Source organism: Treponema parvum, from assembly GCF_017893965.1.
Classification (GTDB): domain Bacteria; phylum Spirochaetota; class Spirochaetia; order Treponematales; family Treponemataceae; genus Treponema_D; species Treponema_D parvum.
Window position 1 is genome coordinate 2314173 of record NZ_CP054142.1, and the last position, 21538, is coordinate 2335710.

The 21538-nt window shown below is 45.4% G+C and carries 16 protein-coding genes; 6 read left to right on the forward strand and 10 right to left on the reverse strand.

Annotation, left to right across the window (positions count from 1 at the left end):
• Positions 1-47 precede the first annotated feature (47 nt).
• Positions 48-764 (forward strand): L-ribulose-5-phosphate 4-epimerase AraD, encoded by a 717-nt coding sequence (gene araD, locus HRQ91_RS10185; protein ID WP_210119443.1) that lies wholly within the window; start codon positions 48-50, stop codon positions 762-764.
• 173 nt (positions 765-937) lie between these two features.
• Here the strand turns inward: araD and HRQ91_RS10190 are convergent, their stop codons facing one another.
• From HRQ91_RS10190 to HRQ91_RS10215, 6 genes are all read right to left on the reverse strand, one after another.
• The gene (locus HRQ91_RS10190) at positions 938-2023 is read right to left on the reverse strand and encodes an endonuclease/exonuclease/phosphatase family protein (RefSeq protein ID WP_210119444.1); all 1086 of its coding nucleotides are present in this window, start codon (positions 2021-2023) and stop codon (positions 938-940) included.
• 85 nt (positions 2024-2108) lie between these two features.
• Complete coding sequence (ychF, locus tag HRQ91_RS10195; RefSeq protein ID WP_210119445.1) at positions 2109-3239, reverse strand: redox-regulated ATPase YchF; 1131 nt, start codon at positions 3237-3239, stop codon at positions 2109-2111.
• Between the two features lie 219 nt (positions 3240-3458).
• The gene (gene rpiA, locus HRQ91_RS10200) at positions 3459-4172 is read right to left on the reverse strand and encodes a ribose-5-phosphate isomerase RpiA (protein WP_210119446.1); all 714 of its coding nucleotides are present in this window, start codon (positions 4170-4172) and stop codon (positions 3459-3461) included.
• Complete coding sequence (locus HRQ91_RS10205; protein ID WP_210119447.1) at positions 4159-5688, reverse strand: type I 3-dehydroquinate dehydratase; 1530 nt, start codon at positions 5686-5688, stop codon at positions 4159-4161. The genes rpiA and HRQ91_RS10205 overlap by 14 nt, the downstream gene beginning before the upstream one ends.
• The gene (locus HRQ91_RS10210) at positions 5685-6197 is read right to left on the reverse strand and encodes a hypothetical protein (protein ID WP_210119448.1); all 513 of its coding nucleotides are present in this window, start codon (positions 6195-6197) and stop codon (positions 5685-5687) included. The genes HRQ91_RS10205 and HRQ91_RS10210 overlap by 4 nt, the downstream gene beginning before the upstream one ends.
• Positions 6198-6205: 8 nt before the next feature.
• The gene (locus HRQ91_RS10215; protein WP_246473218.1) at positions 6206-6781 is read right to left on the reverse strand and encodes an NUDIX hydrolase; all 576 of its coding nucleotides are present in this window, start codon (positions 6779-6781) and stop codon (positions 6206-6208) included.
• A 442-nt stretch (positions 6782-7223) separates the two neighbouring features.
• Between HRQ91_RS10215 and HRQ91_RS10220 the strand changes: the two genes are divergently transcribed.
• The 3 genes from HRQ91_RS10220 to HRQ91_RS10230 all read left to right on the forward strand — a co-directional run bounded on the left by HRQ91_RS10220 (position 7224) and on the right by HRQ91_RS10230 (position 12978).
• A complete protein-coding gene (locus tag HRQ91_RS10220) occupies positions 7224-8753 on the forward strand; it encodes a lipoprotein 17-related variable surface protein (protein WP_210119449.1) in 1530 nt (509 codons plus the stop codon).
• A 53-nt stretch (positions 8754-8806) separates the two neighbouring features.
• Complete coding sequence (locus tag HRQ91_RS10225; RefSeq protein WP_210119450.1) at positions 8807-10930, forward strand: formylglycine-generating enzyme family protein; 2124 nt, start codon at positions 8807-8809, stop codon at positions 10928-10930.
• Positions 10931-11403: 473 nt separating this feature from the next.
• On the forward strand, positions 11404-12978 hold the full coding sequence (locus tag HRQ91_RS10230) for a glucose-6-phosphate isomerase (protein ID WP_210119451.1): 1575 nt from the start codon (positions 11404-11406) through the stop codon (positions 12976-12978).
• A gap of 72 nt (positions 12979-13050) precedes the next feature.
• On the opposite strand, the gene HRQ91_RS10235 is transcribed toward HRQ91_RS10230, so the two are convergent.
• Together HRQ91_RS10235 and HRQ91_RS10240 are read right to left on the reverse strand one after the other, a co-directional pair.
• Positions 13051-13713 (reverse strand): hypothetical protein, encoded by a 663-nt coding sequence (locus HRQ91_RS10235; RefSeq protein ID WP_210119452.1) that lies wholly within the window; start codon positions 13711-13713, stop codon positions 13051-13053.
• 130 nt (positions 13714-13843) lie between these two features.
• Complete coding sequence (locus HRQ91_RS10240; RefSeq protein ID WP_210119453.1) at positions 13844-15520, reverse strand: leucine-rich repeat domain-containing protein; 1677 nt, start codon at positions 15518-15520, stop codon at positions 13844-13846.
• A gap of 221 nt (positions 15521-15741) precedes the next feature.
• On the opposite strand from HRQ91_RS10240, the gene HRQ91_RS10245 reads away from it, so the two are divergent.
• On the forward strand, positions 15742-16971 hold the full coding sequence (locus tag HRQ91_RS10245) for a dicarboxylate/amino acid:cation symporter (protein ID WP_210119454.1): 1230 nt from the start codon (positions 15742-15744) through the stop codon (positions 16969-16971).
• A 106-nt stretch (positions 16972-17077) separates the two neighbouring features.
• On the opposite strand, the gene HRQ91_RS10250 is transcribed toward HRQ91_RS10245, so the two are convergent.
• Both HRQ91_RS10250 and aspS read right to left on the reverse strand, forming a co-directional pair.
• On the reverse strand, positions 17078-18301 hold the full coding sequence (locus HRQ91_RS10250; RefSeq protein WP_210119455.1) for an FAD:protein FMN transferase: 1224 nt from the start codon (positions 18299-18301) through the stop codon (positions 17078-17080).
• Positions 18298-20115: an aspartate--tRNA ligase gene (gene aspS, locus HRQ91_RS10255; protein ID WP_210119456.1), complete on the reverse strand. Its 1818-nt coding sequence runs from the start codon at positions 20113-20115 to the stop codon at positions 18298-18300. Before aspS ends, HRQ91_RS10250 begins: the two co-directional genes overlap by 4 nt.
• Positions 20116-20370: 255 nt before the next feature.
• On the opposite strand from aspS, the gene HRQ91_RS10260 reads away from it, so the two are divergent.
• Complete coding sequence (locus tag HRQ91_RS10260) at positions 20371-21537, forward strand: hypothetical protein (RefSeq protein WP_210119457.1); 1167 nt, start codon at positions 20371-20373, stop codon at positions 21535-21537.
• Position 21538: the final 1 nt, after the last annotated feature.

Here is a 21538-nt window from a genome sequence, read left to right on the forward strand (position 1 = left end):
CGCGGCAAAAAAACGCTGCTGCAAACCTTGCGGAAGAGGAGTAAATTATGGCAAGTATTTATCAGTCTCTTAAAGAAGAAGCTTTCGAAGCCAATATGCAAATTCCGGCTCAGCATTTGGCAATTTATACATGGGGCAACGTTTCGGCGTTCGACAAGAGCAAGAGCGTCTTTGCAATAAAGCCGTCGGGCGTGCCTTATCCCGAACTGAGCGTTGAAAACATGGTCGTAGTGGACTTGGACGGGAAAAAAATCGAAGGTTCTCTAAATCCGTCGTCGGACACTCTTACGCATTGCGTGCTCTACAGAGAATTCGCCGTAAAAGACGGAATTGAGATGAGAGGAATAGTACACACCCACTCGACTTATGCGGTAGCCTGGGCTCAGGCTATGCGCCCTATTCCCCTTTTCGGAACCACACATGCGGATCACGTGCAGACTGAAATTCCTTGCACTCCGTATCTTTCGGAAGAGATGGTAAAAAAGAATTACGAGCTTGAAACCGGGAACGCGATAGTTCAACATTTTTGCAACCTGAAATACAATCCAGCCGAAGTGAACATGGTCTTAGTCGGAGGTCACGGACCGTTCGCTTGGGGAAAGACGCCTTCCTATGCGGTATATAACGCTGCAGTTCTTGAAGAAGTAAGCAAGATGGCAAGCATCACATTACAAGTAAACCCCGGCGCAACGCCGCTCCCCGAATACATCATAGACAAACACTATTTAAGAAAACACGGCCCCAACGCCTACTACGGGCAATAGTCTTGTCTCGGGAATTTTAAAGGCAGGCCGGCGGCGGAACAGCCCAAAAACTTCAGCCGGTTTCTTTTATTTATACACGGCCGAAAGTTGTCCGCAGCTGCTCGCCCGCACTTATGCGTTTTCACGGTTATCCGCCGGCACTTATGTATTCTCCCGCCTATCCGTTCCACAGTTTAAAATTCGACCGTGCATGAAACGGGCAGGTGATCCGAATATCCCCTGCCGGTATAGACCTTATATCCTATAGGGATTCCAGCTTCATCCGCCCAAGGTCCCTTGTTCTCAACGGTAAAATTCGATATTTTTGCGGTTCCCGAACTGAAAAAATGATCCAGCGTATTCCATGCTTTATTATAATAGTAACTGCCTCCTTCTATCCGTCTTCCGTCGGATAAGATCCACGGAGAATATACGCCGCATACGCCGAAATTTCCCGCTTTAATGTAGCGAAGAAAAACGTTACACATATCGGAGGACTTTGACAAACCGCCGTATGAAACAAGACCGGCAACATCTTTCCAAACGGCAAATTTCGTTATGTTACAGTTAAGATCTCCGCAGCAAAGAACCGCAGGGACTGTGTCTGTAAGACCGCCGTGTACACAATCGTACACGTTTTTCCCCAGTACGGATTCCTGCCAGCGCCGCCAGATTTCAGTTTTAGCTTCTCCGCCGGCCATAGACTTCCAATGGTTCACATAGAGAATAAGTTTTTTCCCTGAGGCAATAAGAGTAAGTTCCATGAGAGGCCTGAGAGAAGGCTGTTGCGTGTTTTCAGTTTTTATGTCCAGAGAGTGAATTTTCAAATCCGAAAGCGGGTGTCTCGACAACACGGCGCATCCTATCGACGTACCCGGCGTCTTATAAAAACATCCGTAACCGTACATCTTTTTTTTGCGCCATGAATTGGAAGCGAGTTTGTTCGAAATATCATACAACACGCCCTTGCTTTCTATTTCCTCCATCACAAAGACATCCGCATCCAGAACATTTATAGCTTCGCATAAACGTTCAAGCCGCTTTACATAAGCATCTCTTCCCCATCCTGAAGACGATCTTTTAAAATCACTGTATTCACTGCCGTCCGTTTGCGCGTCAAAAAATGTTTGGACGTTCCAATTTACGACTTTTATCTTCGCTCCGTTGTCCCCCGCCACTTTGAACTGCGATAAGGCGTTTAACGGCAGCGGTATAAAAAGCGGCGTAAAAAAGATCACATAACGCATAATTTTAAAAATACGGACAATTTTTTTTTGCATAAAATTCCCTGTCATATAAATTGACCTGATCGAATATTTTATGCAAAAATCATTTTAAAACTTGTAAGCCGAAGCCCGCTTGAACCTATACGTTAAATTTAAAGAAAAGAACGTCGCCGTCTTGGACTACATAATCTTTGCCTTCAATGCGGTATTTTCCGGCTTCTTTTATCTTAGCTTCGCTGCCGTACTTACGAAGATCGTCTATCGTATAGGCTTCGGCTTTTATAAACCCTTTTTCAAAATCGGTGTGGATAACGCCGGCGGCTTTAGGAGCCGTATCCCCTTTACGGATAGTCCATGCGCGGCATTCGTCTTCTCCGCCCGTAAAAAAAGTACGCAAGCCCATTAATCCGTAGGCCTTATGGGCAAGGGTTGTAAGACCGGATTCTTTTAATCCCGCAGACTCCATAAATTCCTTGCGCTCCAAAGGATCCGTTATCTCCGACAGATCCGCCTCGAATTTTCCGCATATCACAACAACGTCGGAGCCTTCTTCAGCGGCAATCTTTTTAACCGTTTCCACGTAATTATTTGAACCTGACGGAATCGAAGATTCGTCTATGTTGCAAACATAAAGCTGAGGCTTGATCGTAAGAAGGTGCATATCGTATACGGATTTTTTTTCGTCGTCCGTAAGTTCCGCCTGCCTTGCGGCCTTGCCTTCTTCAAGGAACGGTTTTATCTTTTCTACGGCGCTCATCCATGAGGAAAGTCTTTTTTCTTCATCTTTGCCGAGAGCGCGTACGGAACGTTCAACCTTTTCCCGCCTTTTATTTACGGTATCAAGATCGGCAAGCGCCAATTCCATATTGATCGTAAGAATATCGTCTAGGGGATTTATTTCAGCTTCTGCTTTTGCGTCTTCACGTACATGCATTATGTCGGGGTTGTCAAAGCAGCGCACTACATGGGCGATCACGCTCGTTTCGCGGATATTAGCCAAAAATTGATTCCCCAAGCCTTCTCCCTTCGCCGCTCCTTTTATAAGCCCTGCGATATCTACGAACTTTACGCAAGCGGGAATCTTTTTTTTAGGGTGGAAAACGCTTTCCAAAAAGTCAAGACGCTCGTCCGGCAAATCGACAATACCGATATTCGGCTCTATAGTGCAAAACGGAAAATTTTCCGCAGCTGCCGGAGCTGCAGTTAAAGCTGAAAATATAGTCGATTTTCCAACATTAGGAAGTCCTACAATACCGCAATCCAATGACATAACAAGTCCTTTCTTAAAATTGCACGAGTGAGAAAATTTCAATTTCCGACCGAGTGCAATTAGTGCGCGTGCTCCGCAACGAGCGCATAAGCGCGAAGTTTCGAGCGGCGCACAGTTAATAAAAAGTGAGGTTTAACTTCGACCGCTGAAATATCGCGATCCGGTTAAACTGCAAGTTTCGGGCAACGCCGAAACATCGCTTATTAGCTTAGCATACGATCATCGCCTTAAAACGCTGCCGTCTTCATGAGCGACAAATATGATCGGCTTATTTTTTGTAAAAAGCCCTACTTCAACAACGCCCGCTATTTCAGCAATCTTTGCTTCCATTTCAGGCGGATTTACGGGATTTTGCCAAAGGCAGTCCAAAATCTGATTTCCGTTGTCGGTAATAACAGGACCGCACTTTCTCACCCCTTCGCGAAGCGTACATTCGGCGCCGAGCCGTTCAAGAGCGGCGGTAACAGGAACTCGGGCGTCCCCTACGATCTCTACCGGAACGGGGAATTTTGTGCCTAGGGATTTTACATCCTTAGACTCATCTATCACAATAACGAATAAGGAAGAGTTATAGGCCACAATTTTTTCGCGCAAAAGAGCCGCCCCTCCGCCTTTTATAAGATTGTTTTGTGCGTCGGCCTCGTCCGCGCCGTCAACGGCAAGATCAAGGCGCCCTCCTATAACTCTGTCGTTCATGGAATAAACTTGAATTCCAAGATCCTGGCAGGCGTTTGAAGTTTGAAAGCTTGTTACTACGGCCTTAATATCCTTAAGAGTTCCGTCTTTTATGCGCTCGGCAAGCCTGTGAACCGCCGGCATTGCCGTCGAACCGGTGCCGAGTCCTATTTTCATCCCGCTGAATATTTTGCCCTCGCTTATCATAGCATCTACAGCTGTTTCGGCCGCCAGCTTTTTTTGTTCACTTTGAGTCATATGCTTCTCCCGCTTTTTTTTGCCTATACTCCTCGCCCGTAAACAGCTTAAACTGCTCATATCCTTGCTCAAGCAGCATCGGAAGGCCGTTACATACTTTGCAGCCTGCAGCCTTGGCCTGCGCCATAACGGGCGTTACCTCAGGCGCATACACTATGTCAAAAAGTTTTTCATCTCCCGTAAACTCGTAAAACCAAACGGGATTGTCGTCTTCCGCAGAAAAGGACTCGGTTTCCATTCCCTTTGAAGTCGTCTGGATTATAAGCGAAGAATATTCTTCAAGTTTACCGCATCCGTCGGGAGACAGAGGAGCGTAGTCAAAGCCGTATTTTTTTGCAATAGCCCTTGCCTTTGAAAGAGTTCTGTTAAATATACACGCTTTGGCGCCCATCGTGTTTACGGCGTAAGCTGCAGCCTTGGCGGCGCCGCCGGCTCCAATGATCGAAACCTTTGTGTTTTTTAAACTGTCGCTTCCTAAAAAAACTTTAAGCGCATTTACAAGCCCGGTAGCATCGGTATTATAACCTGTCCACGAACCGTCTTCTTTACGCATGATCGTGTTGCATGCGCCGATCCTTTCCACCTGCGGAGAAACGGTTTTTAAAAACGGTAAAACGCTTTCTTTGTGCGGAACCGTAACGGAAAGTCCTTCCATGCCTATCTGGTTTGCAAATTCGATCGTCTGCCCTATGTCGGGCGAGCAAACGGGAATGTATACGGCATTGATATTCTGATCTTTGTATCCCGCGTTGTGAAGCTCGGGACTGTTTGTCTTTTTTAAAGGCCAGCCGGTAACGCCGAAAATCCTTGTGTTTTCGTCTATTGAACGGAAGCCGTAAACTTCATTTATCGCAACAGGGTCTATCTGTCCTATCACTTCCCGCAGCCCAGATTCCTCTGGCGAAACAAAGGTTAAATACGAATGGATTTTATGAGCCAGAATGCGGGTGGAAAGCCCCATAGGCCCCATAGCGCATATTATGTGCGGCTGTTCCATCATGTTTTGACATTCTTTAAAAATTTCGGTTACGTCTGAAAGACTGTGCGGCATACATGCGATTTTGGGAATTTCATAGGAAGTTTTACACATCTTTTTAAAACACTTTGCAAGATCTTTTACGGGACCTTCCATGTCGTGTTTGCTGCGGATGATGTGGATCCCGAAAGCGAGCGCGGCGTCCTGCAAACTTTGAACGTAAAAATCATCTTCAAAATCCACATACGCAAAATTTTTACGCATATCGTGTTCGGCAAAAGCCAATGCCCTCGCAAACAGCATCGTCCTGGCGCCTTCGCCTCCTACGTACCGTCCTCCGTCAATTTTACGGCGGATCGTGAGGATGGCGGGAATTTGTGCGAGCTCGGGGAATCTCCTTATTGAAAGAAGTTCGTCTTCTTCAAGAAAATCGGCGCGAAGTTCCGCCAAGTCTATGTAGCGGCGGTATCGATTTATAAGCTCAACGTTTTCTTTTATTGTCTTTTTAGTCAGCGTCAAACAGATCAGGGGCTTATTCATCGATGAACTCCTGTGGATAAGTAAGGAATTACTTTTGAAAATTCCTCTTCGCTTTCAAAGGAAAGCGTAATATTTTTTCCGTTATTTAAGACAATCTGCAGTGATGTTTTGCCTTTAAGTGCCTCGGCGGAATCTTCCCACAAAAATGCAGGTATGCTGTATATGTCGCCGTATGATATGAACGGATAGTTTATGAAAATTCCGTTTTCATAAACGCCTTTGAACTTTTTTATGAATAAACTGCGAGCCGTTATCTCGCAGCCTAAAATTCCCGTAGCGCATACTATACAATTTATTAAAAAGGAAAGCCTTCCGAGCAAGGAAAGCGAAACGAGCAAAACACACATTAAAAAGCTGAGTTTAGCGGCCAAAGCGTTTCCCCGTCTAAGCGGTAAAACACACTTGCCCGCCTTTACGGCATATTTTTTACTCCGCAGCGGAACGGAAACTATGACCGAAAAACATCCGGCAAAACCTAAGACCGCCGGTAAAACGACATAAGCATTCAATTTTCAGTTTACTCCTGCTTATCGGCCTTAGCACTTGAAAGCCAAAAGCGCAAAGTTTTTTTTGCAGACTCAAAAGCCAGTGGAAGTTTGTCTATGTCGCTTTCGCTGTAAACTTGTTTTGAAACGAGTTTTGTAACTTCCGTGTCTTGAATATGCATGCTGTCCACAAGAGCCCCGGACTTTGAAATTCCCATCTTTGCAACAAAAAACAGATCACAGGTCTTGTATCTGATGCCCTTGTAATCATAAACATTGGGAAAACTGCACAGATAGGATACCTTTTCAGGTTCGACGCCGAGCTCTTCTTTGCATTCGCGAACGGCAGCTTCTTCTGCCGTTTCGCCGGGGTCGCAAAATCCGCCGGGCAGAGCGAGAAATCCTTTTTTCGGTTCTTTTGCACGAACTTCAAAAATCACGCCGCCCTTTTCATCAATGATCACAAGCCCTACGGCTGCGGCGACATTGTTGTACAGTTTAAAGCCGCAGTCGGGACAATTCCATTTTCTATCGTCGGCGTATTGAACCTTTTTTCCGCCGCACTTGGGACAAAATAAAAAATCGTTGTCTACAGTATCAGCCATCATGTTTCCTATAAGCGACGTTTCGGCATTGTCCGAAACTCGCGCGCACTTTGCATATAGACTAATAATATGTAAAATCGCAGTTTTCGGCAATATTGACCGATGCGGCCGACCGACCGATATTGCATGCGCAGGCCGCCAAATTATAAAATTAAACCGAGATCTTGACTTTTTGTATTCTTTATGCAAGATTATCTCAATATCTTTACTTCTTGGCTTTTCATCAAAAAAGAACGGTTTTGCCCGTTTTCTGCAAATTATTTAAAAATATGTGCGTGTCTGTCGTAACTACATTTTAAAACGTTTTTTTTAAACGACATATAAGGAAATTTCAATTTCCGAGAATGGCGTTTTCATGCGTACTTTGCGCAGAGTTTATTATGGTAAGACTTAAAATAAGCAAGTCTTAAAATCCGAAACTATTTTTAATTAACAGGAATCGATAATGAAAAAAGCAATGATATGCTTATTACCGGTACTGCTAGCCGCGCTGTTGACAACCGGCTGCCAGCAGGCGGGATCATCTTCCGGTGCGGAAAACCCGGGGATAAATCCTTCCGTTCCGCAAAATCAGTATGAATTGGTCGAAGCGGACGTGCTTGAGACGTTCGGCTTAACGAAAGGACGGCAATCCCCGTTTGAAGCTGCCGGAAAAATTACTTTAGGAACTTCAACCCTTCCTTCAATTGAATTTACACAAAAGGAAGTTACTGCCTACAACGACGAAGCGGGAACGTTTACCGTAAAAGTAAAGGGTACGAAAAATGGAAATCCTTTCGACAAAGAAATGGCCGTAAACGGCTTTGCCAATCCTTATGCCTCCCAACCGTGGTCTATAAATTCTAATGACGGCAAGGGCGAGTTAAAGCTCGACGAGGGTATTGAGAGGAACCTTTCAATCGAAAAATATATTGCGGAAGCGTATCCTACTATTGCAGACTTTTTTAAAGCGCCGCTTACTTTTTCTCTTGCGAACGGAACTTCCGTTACGCTCGGCGATTGTGACTATTATAAACTGGAAGCTACCCTTGCAAAAGAGGAAACGGATAAAATTAAAATCATACCAGTGTACACGGTAAAAAATCATAAAAAAACTGCCGGCGGATCGGATACGGTAACGCTAGAGACAAAATATTCCGTATTTCACCCTGATAGGTTTGGGAGTAGTCTTACAAAGCTGTATTTTACCAAAAAAGACGTATTTGATCATGTGCTAAGCAAAACACCTGACAGTGTTATAAAAGTGGATTCTAATAAATTCGCCTCGTCTTTTTATGCATTTACCAAATTAACAGGAACCGCTCCCGCCGAGCTTTTTGACTACAGTCGCCTTGAACCTTATAAAACACTGTATCAAACTGCGGGTGCAGATAAATACATGCAGCTCGACATTACGTGCGGTGTTGCAGACCCAAAAGGGCGCGGCATTGATGCGGACGATTATAAAGGAGAACTGACGGTACAATTTTGCATTGCAACACATGAGCAGTTGGCAAACCAAGAAGGTAGCCAAGAAGACCCTCAAGAAGTCATTATGGCGGTTAGACCCATAACGCAATCCCTTTATGCAAAGATAACCACTGCTACGGAATTAGATAATCAGCTTCTTTTTCAGGTTATTTCAAAACCCTCGCCGAAACAAAAAGATATAAAAGCTTGGAAAAATAAACAATATGACAACTTTCCTTTGCTGCGTGTGGGTGATAACGGAACGGTTACGCTTGCTTCCAATCCGCTTCCCGACGGACAGGACAAGCCGTTTTGCTTATGCGTAAACGGAGAAGCAACGCTTTCAAATCACTTGGGCCATGAAAACTACGGTGCTTCAAAAACCATAAACGGTAAAGTAATCTTTGTTCAAAGTATACACTTGCAAAAAACATCCGGCGAAACGGATCTTCAAGTGCACGTTCAGCTAAAAGGTTCCTGTCCCATATTGACGATAACAACCAATCCGGGTCCGGCATATCAGTAAAATCTCCCTTGTCCGCACAAAGGCGGACTTTGCACCCGGAGGTACGAAAGATTATGAAAAAATTATTATTGATTGTAACGACCGTTATAGCGCTTACGGCATTTTTAACGGGCTGCAGCAATCCCGCCGAAACCATCCCGACGCCGTCCGTACCCCCCCCCTCGCCGGGCGGCGAAAGCGGCGGCTCAACGCCCGCACAAATAACGATAACCGTTGCGGGGGATGAGCATGTTATACTCAAGCCCGAGCACACATTTGAAGTTGAAAAGGGCAAAACGTGGCGCCAGTTGAAAGCCATAGCGGAAGACAAAATTGACGGCTATGCTCCGAGCTACGGATTTGATACATGGAAACTTACCGGCGCTTCAGGCGCTCCTTTACTTGACGACTATGTTTTTAATACAAACGAAACCGTTTTTGTTGTGTCAAAACAAACGGTTGCGCCTCCTACGCCTAAGATTACGATAACGGTTAAGGGCGATGAGCACGTCGAATTGATTTCTACCGCACCCGATTTTCCCACGTTTGAAGTGGAAAAGGGTAAAAGATGGGATGAAATTGAGTCGCTCGCAAAAACTAAAATCAAAAAATATAAAGATAACTATAAATTTAAAGAATGGCGTCTTACGGATGCTTCAGGTACGCTTTTGAACAATAGCTATACGACTCCGTTTGACAATAATGAAACTGTTTTTGTTGTGTCTGAGCCTGTAACGATAACGCTCACTATTACCGGCGATCACGTCGATATAGATCCTCCTGCTTCCATTACGGTTCAAAAGGGAAAAACATGGGGCGAGGTTAAGAATCTGGCAAAAGACCTTCTCCGTTACCACCCAAATTATGAATTCAAACAATGGAGAAGAAGTGGCCCAAGCGGCGCGGTATTGTCAGCGGATAATCTTCCTTTAGGAAACAATATGACAATATATGCGGAAGCAAAACAGATAAACGTTACCATCACGATAAAAAGCGACGGTCATGTTCAGCTGGCAACGGATCCTACTATCATAAAGCCGTATGGAGTAACGTGGGGAGCAATAAAAAACGACGCAAAGGCAAAAATAACCGGTTACGATACGGGGTTTGTGTTTGCCTCATGGAAAAAAGGAAGTGCAACAGCAGAAAACGAATTGGCCGATTTTGATAACTTTGAAGTAGATACGGACGTCTATGCAACAACGCAAGCCGTTTCGAGTTCCGAAGGGGTAAAGGTAACGCCGCCTACAGGAGGTATTACAGGACACGCAGTTTTACCAAATACCTTGCCCGCCGCCGACGCTTCATGGAAGGGCGTATTCATCGACGGACGCACGGTCAATTTAAATGATTACAATATAGGTAAATACGAAGTTACCGTAAAACTATGGAATGAAGTATGTGAATGGGCTAAAGATCACGGTTATTTGTTTGATTTTGATCCGGATGACGCAGATACTCCTACCGAAGACGATCAGCCGATGGCAAACATAAGCTGGACCGACTGCATAGCATGGTGCAATGCATATACCGAGATGTGGTTCGGAACTACGAACGAATGCGTGTACCGTAAGAATTCGGTATCGGGAGAAGTTATAAAACATGCTTCCGACAGTGATAGCGCTTTTTGCGATTTTTCAAAAAAAGGATTCCGTTTACCGACCGAAGCTGAATGGGAGTTTGCCGCCCGTTATCAGGGCGCCGACACTACCAATGCGGAAAGCTATAGCGGCGTTTATTTAACCAATTTGAATTCTGCAAGCGGAGCTGAACAGTCTATCGGCTTTGAGGGTATGACACTGCCGCCAAGTGATTATGAAATTTTACGTGCAGAAACGGCAAAAGTTGCAGTCTTCAATAAATGGTGGAACGGCACGGCTTTTGTACCGCAAACGCCGTCTGTAGACGATAGGGCAAATGTCGGAAGCAAAGATGCAAACAAACTGGGGCTCCACGACATGAGCGGCAATGTAGCCGAATGGTGTTGGGATTTGTATACTCCAACTGTAACTGCAAGTACGAACCCTTATCCTACGGGACCTTTCCCGTCGCATGAAACTACACGGGTAGTTCGCGGCGGATACTGGTCATCCGGTATTGAAAATGCAGTTTATTTTTGTATGACCGGCAAGCGAGATTCAAAGGTGTCCGGCGGAGCCGATCCTATCAGAGGTTTCCGATTAGTGTGGAAAGAATAGCCGACAGACGTCGGTTTAGATCGGTGCGCCGTGCAAAGCGGCGCGCTGAATTTTGAATAAAGACGGTACAGCCGAAGTCCCGTCGAATTTATTTTCCCTCTGCTTAAATATTTGAAATCGTTAGGCAATCGCCGCCAATCATATATGCGCATTAATTGAATAGCCCCACCGATACGGCTTGCCGCTTAATCAGTATGCTGGAAAACAAGACATTTGAAACGCTGCCTTTTGTAAAAAAGACGGCGACTGTGTAAACATCGTGCAGTATTTGCGCCGCAAAGAATGACAATTATGCCCGCCCATCTGTACTGTGTTATACCAGTCACACTCGACGCGCCAAGCCAGACGCGCAATACGCACAATTTCGCAGATGACATTTTCGGCTTTCAAGTATATACTTGTTCGGAGTATATAACAGTATCTGTGAATATTGCTTTACACGTAAACGTTTTTCATTAACTTCGGAGGGTCTTATGGAATATAACAATCTTGACGCGACGCAGTCTTTCGGCAAACTTAAAAGTTTAAAACCGTTCAATATAAAAACGGGTCTTACAAAAGAACGGATAAAAAAATATATCGCAAAACAGGGCGGCGGATTAACATATTCCTATGCGGCCCTGCCGGTGGACGAAAAGATCTTATCCGTATTGCAGCAGTTAAGTGAAGAACAGGAAGTTATTGAAAAATATAAAAGCCTTTTAAAAGGGGATATCATCAATACCGGCGAAGGACGCAGCGTTCTGCACCAATTGGCAAGAGGGCAAGTCCTTTCCGAAAAGGTGATCATTGACGGTAAAGATAAGGCAAAATTTTATCTTGACGAACTTAAAAAAATCAAAGATTTTTCCGAAGACGTCCGAAGCGGTAAGATAAGGGGCTCCACGGGAAAAGCGTTTGATACCGTATGTCAGATAGGAATAGGCGGTTCCGATCTTGGGCCGAGGGCGCTCTACATCGCATTAAAAGGGTATTGCAGCGAAGCCGGAATAAAGCAGTTGAACGCTGAATTTATCAGCAACGTAGATCCCGACGACGCTGCGGAAGTTATGTCCCGCGTAAACATTGAAACAACTTTGTTCGTCCTTGTTTCAAAAAGCGGAACCACCTTGGAAACGCTTACAAACCAAATGTTCGTCATCAACTCGATGAAAAATAAAAATATCCCGGGTTTCGACGCAAAAAAACACATTGTGGCAGTAACCAGCGACACAAGTCCGCTCGCGTCTTCTCCGGACTTTATAAAAGCTTTTTTTATGGACGATTTTATAGGCGGACGCTACAGTGCGTCCAGTGCGGTAGGCGGCGTAATTCTCTCCGTCGCTTTCGGATATGAAGTTTTCAGCAAAATCCTTGAAGGCGCTCATGAAGCGGATGTTCTTGCCCTTGAAAAAGACATCACTGAAAACGCAAGTCTTTTGGACGCTCTTATAAGCATATATCTGCGCAACATACTCGATCTTCCCGTTACGGCGATCCTGCCTTATTCTCAGGCGCTGCTCCGCTTTCCCGCGCACTTGCAGCAGCTTGCCATGGAAAGCAACGGAAAGCACGTCAACCGAGACGGAAAGCCCATAGGCTATTCGACAGAGCCCATCATCTTCGGAGAGCCCGGAACAAACGGACAGCATTCTTTTTATCAGCTGCTTCACCAGGGCACGAATATATGTCCGATAAAATTTGTAGGATTTAAAGAGTCGCAGCGCAAAACGGATATTGAAATAAAGGGTTCTTTCAGCCAAACCAAGCTTCTTGCAAACCTGAGCGCCCAGATAGTGGCGTTTGCCCGCGGAAAGGACGATAACAACGCGAATAAACAGTTTGAAGGCGGACGTTTTTCATCATTGCTTTTTGCCGATCGGCTTACGCCCAAAACTTTGGGTGCGCTTCTTGCCCACTTTGAAAATGAAATAATGTTTGAAGGATTTTTGTGGAACATAAATTCTTTTGACCAGGAAGGAGTTCAGTTGGGCAAAACTTTGGCGACAAAGGTTTTAAACGGCTGTGAAGGCGATGAGGTTTTAAAAGCCTATTCGGATCTTCTTTGACGGCGCACGCGCAGCTTGTACATATGCAGCTTAACCGCAAAACGGCAAATTCTAATTAGATTATGGAACGGTTCAGCGGGGGAATAAAGGGAACACGAACGGCGGCTTTGAGCCGGGTTTTATCCATACGGCAGGGCGCTTTGCATCCGGCTTTTTTTTGAGGGAATCGATTTCGTCAAAATACCGGCCGAGCCATTCGGAAATTGAGGCGTCGTCTTTGTATCGGTCTTCCCTGTCGGCCTTAACCAAAACTACCGCTGTGGAAGCGCCGGATGTGCATCGCTCCGCCGTGCTTTTTGCAAAAGAAATAAAAGCGGACGCCGCCGCCTTTACGGAAGGATTTACAAACGCTGCGGTTTTGGGAAGCGGAGCGTAAATAAAAGCGATCTTTCCCCCTTGTTTTTCAAAGTGTTTTAATAATTCCGCAGTAAGATATTGATAGCCTAAAATATACTCGCAGCATATCTGCGTGCAAGTCTGTATGTCGTTTTCAGGAAATTTGGAGCAGACAAAACCTTCGTCAAAATACAAAACGGCTTCGGAAAAACCGTTCGCTCTATTGGCGCATTGCAAAACAAAAGAGCGGGCGGAAATAGCGGAAGACTTATTCCATAAAACATTGTCTTGCCCTACAGCAAACGCATTGCGTTCCGAATTTTTAAAGCCGTCCGCAAGATTTTTAGCCTCAGGCATTTCTTTTCCCGCAATCAGGATCGTTTTTTCCGCATTTTCCATAACGTGTTAAGTATAGCACACGATCGTATGATATTCTATATTTGAGTATTTGTTTGTATTTGTTCCAGCATCAATAGATGAGCCGAAGAGCACATCTATTGACGCCGGCTATGGTTTACGTATCGGTTTATTATATTTCCTCTATTTGCCCTTCCGGAATACCTATGATACGAAGCTTCCCCTTTAAGCCGCTTGCCGCCGTAACCTTATACTTTACCGCAGTTCCGCAGCCTTCGAAAGCGTCATTTGCAATTTCGGTAAGCTTCGTGCATGCCGTAAAATCAAACCGCTCTACCTTATTGCAGTTTTTAAAAGCTTTGCTGCCGATTGTTCTCAGGTTTGGAGGCAAGGCAAGCGTTCCCTTTAGGCTGTAACAGCCCCAAAAAGCATTACTGCCGATAGATGTAACACTGTCCGGCATCGTAATGCTTGTAAGAGCCGAGCAGTTCCCAAATGCGGCGCTTTCGATGGACGTAACGCTATTCGGTATCGTAACGCTCGTAAGAGCCTCACAGTATGAAAAAGCGCGTTCTCCTATGGACGTAACGCTGTCCGGTATCGTAACGCTCGTAAGAGCCTTACACGCTGAAAAAGCGCCTTCTTCGATGGATATAACACCGTTCTGTATGGTAACACTCGTAAGAGCCGCACAGTAGAGAAAGGCATCTTCGGGGATGGACATAACGCTGCCAGGTATCATAATACTAGTAAGAGCCGTGCAGCCCTCAAAAACATCCTTTCCTATGGATGTAACGCTGTCCGGTATACTAACGCTCGTAAGATCCCTGCAATATGAAAAGGCGCCGCTTCCTATGGACGTAACGCTATTCGGTATGGCAACACTCGTAAACCCCGAGCAGAAAGCAAAAGCGCGATCCCAAATGGACGTAACGCTGTCCGGTATCGTAACGTTTGAAAGAGAGCCTGCCGCATACAGGAGCGTTTTCATATCTTTTGTATATATGATATTGCTTTCGCTGCGATAGGTCATATTTTCAGGACTTACGATAAGCTGCGTAAGCCCTGTACAGACTACAAAAGCACTATTTCCTATGGACGTAACGCTGCCAGGTATGGTAACGCTAGTAAGAGCCGTACAGTTGGAAAAGGCGCCGCTTCCTATGGACGTAACGCTGTCCGGTATGACAACGCTTGTAAGTCCTGCGCATTCTAAAAAAGCGAGATTTCCGATGGATGTAACGCCGGCCGGTATCGTAACACTAGTAAGCCCTTTGCATTCTCTAAAAGCTTCCTGACCGATGGACGTAACGCCTTTTAAAGTAAGGGCAACTTTTTTATCTTTGTTAGAAGCATTTGTCAGTATGTTTTTAAGCAAACCGTCATTTAAATTTTGATCCGTAATGGTGAGATCGATATAGTATATACCGTCCGCTGCAGGCTGAGCGGTTTGAAGGTAGTTATTCAAATCGGAAAAATTAACCGGTGTGTTCTCCTGCCACTGCGCTGTGTAGATCTGCGCAGGATCTTCTGCAGGAAAGGCTTCAGGAAGTTCGGGATTCCAGCCGGTAAGGGTATAACCGGACTTTACAGGCCCGATGATAGCAACGGAAGACCTCGACCTGCCTTTCAGCAGTTTTTTTCCGTCAGCGCCGTCTTCAAGCGGCGTTGTTGTCGTTCCACCTTGCAAATCGAGCGTCAGCGTAATTTCTTTTTCGGCAGACACATTAGGTGAACCGCCGCCCGATGTTCCGCCCGCAGGGTTCGAACAGCCTAGCAATACGGCAGCAAGCAGCATACATACAAGCGCCGCCGGTACAACGACCTGTGTATTTTGTTTTTTATTCATCCTAAAATCTCCTATTTGCATTTTGTGAGCAATTCTTCAGATTTGAAAGCATAAAAAAAATGCACAAACAGCGGAAATTCCGCTCTATGCGTTTCTCTACCATAATGTTATATAGTTATAGTTATAGATTATTTTCTGCAGAGTATCAATATAACTTACAAATCGAATTCAGTGCGCGTATCGTATTTGCACGGCGTAACTCATTCTGGTATAATTTTCATATGAAAATATGGATAAAATACCTATTGGGCGTAATACTGGGTTTTATAGCGTCTTTCGCATTCCCCGCTTCGTCCCCGCAAACACTGTCGACCGTTTCTTTTATCGCCGAAATATTTTTGCGGCTGGGTTTTTACATTCTCATTCCGCTTTTAACGTCTTCCGTAATAATTTCGGCATTTAACCTTTCCGATTCAAAAATGTTGCTCAAATCGGCTTTTTGGACGGCAATAATCATAACAGGTTCGTCCCTGCTTCTCACATTCATAGGCTTGTTTTCCGTCATATTTATAAAATTGCCGCGCATTCCCATCACTGTAGAAAAACTTTCATCCGTAACGGTTTTAGACATTTCGGAACTCATACGAAAGGCGTTTCCGGCTTCTTCGCTGTCTTCGCTTTCCGATGGTCTTTTTTTATTGCCGGTCTTTATATTTTCATTGGTAATAGGAATTGCCTGCAGCTACGACCGCTCCGTTTCCAGGCAGATAGTTTCTCTTGCGGATTCTTTTTCAAGAGTATGCTACCTTGTTATGATCTTCTTTATGGAAATTTTTTCCATAGGCATTATAGCCGTAACGATCTCATGGGCGATCCAGTTCCGAAGCGTAATCGCGCAGGGAATATTTACGCCGCTGATATTGATCCTGTCGGGCAACCTGCTTTTCGTTTCGCTCATAGTTTATCCGGCGATCTTGTACTTTTTGTGCCATGACCCGCATCCGTATCGCGTGTTGTACGCTTCAATCGCAGCCCTTCTTACTGCGTTTTTTTCGGGAAACACCAATATAACATTGCCGCTCATAATACGACACGGTAAAGAAAGCCTCGGCGAACAGCGAAGAATAAACGCTTTTTCGGCTCCGCTGTTTTCGATATTTGCGCGCGGAGGATCGTCGCTCGTAACTATCGTCAGCTTTATTCTGATATGGCGCTCGTATTCAAGCCTGAGCATAGGTTTTTTCGATTTGTTATGGCTTACTTCTTTGTCGTTTTTGCTTTCATTCGTACTCGGCAACATGCCGACGGGAGGAACTTTTTTTGCCCTTACGGTTTTAGGAGCAATGTACGGCAGGGGCTTCGAGACGGGGCACCTTCTTTTAAAACCCGCCGCAGTAATAATAGGTTCCTTTGCCGCAGCCTTCGACGCTATAACGGCAATGTTCGGAACATATATCATTGCAATAAAGACCAAACAAATTCATCACAAGGAATTAAGCAGCTTTATTTAGTGTGCGTTGCGCGCAAACGGAGTTTTCGGCGACGGTCGGCATAGTTCCGTCGGCAGCCTAAAGAGCCGGGGTTGCCGGCGACAAGCCGCCACTCCCTGCTAAAAGTTTATATGCCTTTAAAACCGTCCGTGGCGAAGATTTTTCCTTCGGCATCTATAAAAATCGCTCCGAGAGGGGGAAGGTCTTTCATGGGCGGAAGCAGGGGAAGTCCGTTTTCAAGGACATCCAAAACATATTCTTCTCCCGAAACGCCGTTAAAAAGCCACATTCCCATCCCGTCGGAAACTCTGTCCTTTTTTTGCACGGTTTTTTGACCGAAGTCGACCGGAGGCTCATCATCCGACGCCGAATTGATCGCTGAATTTTTTGAATCGGCCGAGACCGCGTTTTTTACGATGCGGTCTATAAGCTGAAAACCTTTTTCTTTTCCTAAAATAAAAAGGCTCGTCGAAAGCGCGTCGGCCGCGATGCTTGATCTGCAAACGACGGAAACCGAAGTCAATTCATTGTTTTCAGGATAACCTGTTTTCGGATTTATGATATGATGATAGCGTACTCCGTCTTCAATAAAATAACGCTCATAGACTCCGCTTGTAACTACCGTAGATTCCGGCAAAGATAAGACGATCTTGGGTTCTCCTTCAGGATCATTCGGATTTTTTATTCCCACTCGCCACAAGCTCTTGTCCTTTTTTTGCCCCCAAACGTAGACGTTGCCTCCCAAGTCGATTACGGCGCACGCAACTTTTCGGTCTTTCAGTATGTGCGTTAGAGCGTCGGCGGCATAGCCTTTTACAATGCCTCCCAAATCCAGCCGCATTCCTTTTTCCGGCAAAAAAACCGTATTCCCGTCAATTTTTACGTTTTTCCACCCGACAAGTTTTAAAGCGCTGTCCAATTCTTCTTTTTCAGGAATCCGCTCGTATTCCGTGTTTATGCCCCAAAGTTTTACTACGGGACCGATCGTGGGATCGAAAGCGCCGTCGGTAATGCGCGAAAAGGCAAGAGCAACCTTTAAAACGGCAATTACTTCTTCCGAAACTTCTACGCCCGTAACACCCGCCGCGGCGTTTATTTTTTCTATTTCCGATGAAGGTTTTGTCGTGCTGAACAGGGCGTCAATGGAATGCAGGCGGGTGAAAAGTTCGTCATAAACGGCCTTTGTTCCGTCTTCATATGCGTTTATAGAACAGATCGTCCCGAAGATCAGCTCCGCTCGGGGCAATTCCACCCTCTTGCAGGAAAAACCGACGAACAAAAAAACCGCCGAAAACACTGCAAAAAGGACGTTATTTAAAACCGTAAAATGATTTTTTTTTATGATTCTCATATCTTTATGTGCAATTCGTCGAGCTGAGCCTTGTCGACAAAACTCGGACAGTCATCCATGGGACTTTGCGCCAAATTATTCTTGGGAAAGGCTATCACTTCCTTTATCGAATCGGCCTGGCACATAAGCATAGCAAGTCTGTCAAGACCGGGCGCTATTCCTCCGTGAGGCGGCGCGCCGAATTTAAATGCGTTTACAAGAAACCCGAACGCTTTTTCGGCACGGTCTTTGCTGTAACCGACTATTTTAAAAATTCTCTCCTGTAAAGAGGGATCGTTAATTCTCATTGAGCCGGAAGCGATTTCATAACCGTTCATAACCAGATCGTAAAGATCGCCTTTTACGCTCGCAGGATCGCTTTCCAAAACAGGCCAGTACTGTTTTTGCGGCAAGGTAAACATGTGATGTTCAGTGTCCCATTTGTTTTCCGTTTCGTTCCATGCGAAATACGGAAAATCTATGATCCATGCAAAATGGAATTTATCCGCGGGGTTGTATAAGTTGAGGTCTTTTCCAAGCTGGCTGCGCACGGCGCCGAGAGCGACACACGCCGTCTGCCATTTTTCATCCGAAACAAAAAGAATCAGATCTCCCTTTTTTGCTCCGAGCTTTAAAAGAATTTCTTTTTCTTTTCCCGCAAAAAATTTGCTTATGCCGCCTTCAAATTCCCCGTCGGAATTTACCTTAATCCATGCAAGCCCCTTAGCCTTATAGATCTTCGCTTTTTCTTCGAGGGCTTCTATCATCTTGCGGCTGTAATGTTCGGCTTGACCTTCCACTACCAAGGCTTTTATTGCGCTTCTTTTATGCCGCTCTACGCTTTTATCCGCTGCGGCTCCGCCGGCCTTAAACGCGTTAAAATCCGCCAACTTTGCCATAAAAGCGGCGTCCTGCATTTTAAGACCGAAACGCAGATCGGGTTTGTCGGTTCCGTAAACGTCAAAGGCGTCCTCCCATGTTATGCGGTCAAAACGAACGGGCAGCTCATAGTTCAGGACTTTTTTAAAGACATAATTCATAAGCCCTTCCGTCGTTTCAAGAACTTCTTCCCTGTCCGTAAAGCTCATTTCCATATCGATCTGAGTGAATTCCGGCTGGCGATCGCCTCTGGCGTCTTCGTCGCGGTAACATCTGGCTATCTGAAAATATTTGTCAAAGCCTGAAACCATGAGAAGCTGCTTATAAAGCTGCGGACTTTGCGGCAGCGAGTAAAATTTTCCGGGGTGTATGCGCGAAGGGACAAGGTAATCGCGAGCGCCTTCGGGCGTGGATTTTATAAAAGTCGGCGTTTCAATTTCATAAAAGCCTTTTTCATACAGGTAGTTCCGCACGGCCAGCGTCAATTTTGCGCGCAAGGCGATATTGTACTGCATGGGAGCGCGCCTGAGATCCAGATAACGGTAGCGCAAACGCAGGTCGTCGTTAGGCAAAACAACGGATCCGTCCTTTTGCCGCACTTCGTCAATAGAAAACGGCAATGGATCGCTAGCCGTAAAAATTTCGATTTCTTTTGCCTCGATCTCGATCTCTCCCGTTTCCATGTCGACGTTGACGTCTTTTTCAAAGCGGAGGCGAACCTTGCCTTCTACGGCAATGCAATATTCGCTCTTTAATTCCGCGGCGACTTTTTTAACTTCGGGCGGAGCGTCTACGTCCGCGACAATCTGTGTGATACCGTAGCGGTCGCGCAGCGTTATAAAAAAAATACCGCCCAGATCTCTGGTACGGTGAACCCATCCATTTAAAACAACCGTTTTTCCGGCGTCGGCTTTGCGAAGCTGACCGCAAGTGACTGTACGTTTTGTCGATTTCATGATGAAGTTATCTTACAGCAAAAACATTGCATCTTCAATATACCGTTGCGGGGCGACGCCCCTAAGGATCCCGCTTTACCAATATGAATGTTCCGCGCGGCTTTAAAAAACGCATTGCCTTGATAAACGCCGCGTATATAAATAGACAAAGTTCGCCATATTATGCTATACTTATTAACCACATTCAGATTAAACTGCGGATTTCGGGCAAAACCGAATCATCGCTTATTTTTAATTATAAAGTAGGAATAGATTATGAAAAAAAGTTTTTTACTGTCTTGCCTTATACTGACGCTGTCAGCCGTTCCCTATGCGCAGATAATGCAAAAAGACGGATTCAGAAATTCTTTGGTTTTTGACGCTCAGAACAAAGACCCGTTACACGGAAACGCTAAAAGACGGCAAATAGAAATCGCCGACGTTTTTCAGGCGCGCATGGCGGCAGGGCCGCTTTGCGTAGACACCATGCTCAAATGGGGAGCGGTTTCCGTCGACGATTCTGAAGGAAATTTCGATCATCTGGAATTAAAATATTTGGACAGCGACGTAAATTTTATCTTTAAGCCGGCTAAAAATTTCGACGCGGCGATGGGAACTTACCTTAACTGGAAACTCGGCCCGGCGCCGACACACGGCGGGAATTCTTGGGAAGCTGCTTACCATTTAAAAAACGGGGGCCTTTCTTACGGACTTCCCGGCCAAGCGCCCGTTACCGGAGCCGTTTATTATGCAAACTATATAAACGAGAGCTTAAGGCTTTCAAAAAGCACATCTTCCGTTCCAGAAGAAACTACCGAAGCTCTGGCTGCAAGACTTTTTGTTCAAGACTATATGGAGATCGCCGCGGCAATTCCTTCAAACACTTCTACTGATGATTTTATAGCCAATTTGGGAATGCGCTTTACTCCTTCCGACGAATTATTGATAGCGGCCGCTTATAACGGTCTTTTTGCAGGCGACGGCAACCTATACACGGGCGTTTCTTTCGGTATAGATGAAATTTCTGTGGACGGTTGGATAGGAATAAACAACATAGGCGGAAAAAAGGACAACAGGATAACGGGCTTCGGCGGAGCGATAAATTTTGCCGTAAAAACATGGACGTTAAGACCTGAAGCCGGCCTTACATTCTATGAAAACAAAGACTATTCTATGGCGCTGTATGCGGGAATAAACATGTCGCATACTATAAAAGAAAATTTAAAGCTCGGCATTTGGGGTTCCCTAGCCTTCGGTTCCGACGACGAGAACGGTTCAACAAAGACAGGCGGAAAAATTTTCGACGTGCGGCCGAACGTGACGTACTATATCAATTCGACCGACGCGCTTTCTGCAGCCTATGAATATCAGTTTGTAACCGTCAACACCGACGTTAATTACAACATTTGGCACTTGGGCCTTTTTTGGACGCATGCGTTTTAAA

Bases quoted from the DNA above. Each gene is read 5' to 3' on its own strand.
- HRQ91_RS10245 (WP_210119454.1), top strand. From the start codon at position 15,742: ATGAAAATATGGATAAAATACCTATTGGGCGTAATACTGGGTTTTATA.
- araD (WP_210119443.1), top strand. From the start codon at position 48: ATGGCAAGTATTTATCAGTCTCTTAAAGAAGAAGCTTTCGAAGCCAAT.
- HRQ91_RS10215 (WP_246473218.1), bottom strand. From the start codon at position 6,781: ATGATGGCTGATACTGTAGACAACGATTTTTTATTTTGTCCCAAGTGC.
- HRQ91_RS10205 (WP_210119447.1), bottom strand. From the start codon at position 5,688: ATGAATAAGCCCCTGATCTGTTTGACGCTGACTAAAAAGACAATAAAA.
- HRQ91_RS10190 (WP_210119444.1), bottom strand. From the start codon at position 2,023: ATGCAAAAAAAAATTGTCCGTATTTTTAAAATTATGCGTTATGTGATC.
- HRQ91_RS10240 (WP_210119453.1), bottom strand. From the start codon at position 15,520: ATGAATAAAAAACAAAATACACAGGTCGTTGTACCGGCGGCGCTTGTA.
- HRQ91_RS10250 (WP_210119455.1), bottom strand. From the start codon at position 18,301: ATGAGAATCATAAAAAAAAATCATTTTACGGTTTTAAATAACGTCCTT.
- aspS (WP_210119456.1), bottom strand. From the start codon at position 20,115: ATGAAATCGACAAAACGTACAGTCACTTGCGGTCAGCTTCGCAAAGCC.
- HRQ91_RS10230 (WP_210119451.1), top strand. From the start codon at position 11,404: ATGGAATATAACAATCTTGACGCGACGCAGTCTTTCGGCAAACTTAAA.
- HRQ91_RS10260 (WP_210119457.1), top strand. From the start codon at position 20,371: ATGAAAAAAAGTTTTTTACTGTCTTGCCTTATACTGACGCTGTCAGCC.
- HRQ91_RS10225 (WP_210119450.1), top strand. From the start codon at position 8,807: ATGAAAAAATTATTATTGATTGTAACGACCGTTATAGCGCTTACGGCA.
- HRQ91_RS10220 (WP_210119449.1), top strand. From the start codon at position 7,224: ATGAAAAAAGCAATGATATGCTTATTACCGGTACTGCTAGCCGCGCTG.
- rpiA (WP_210119446.1), bottom strand. From the start codon at position 4,172: ATGACTCAAAGTGAACAAAAAAAGCTGGCGGCCGAAACAGCTGTAGAT.
- ychF (WP_210119445.1), bottom strand. From the start codon at position 3,239: ATGTCATTGGATTGCGGTATTGTAGGACTTCCTAATGTTGGAAAATCG.
- HRQ91_RS10235 (WP_210119452.1), bottom strand. From the start codon at position 13,713: ATGGAAAATGCGGAAAAAACGATCCTGATTGCGGGAAAAGAAATGCCT.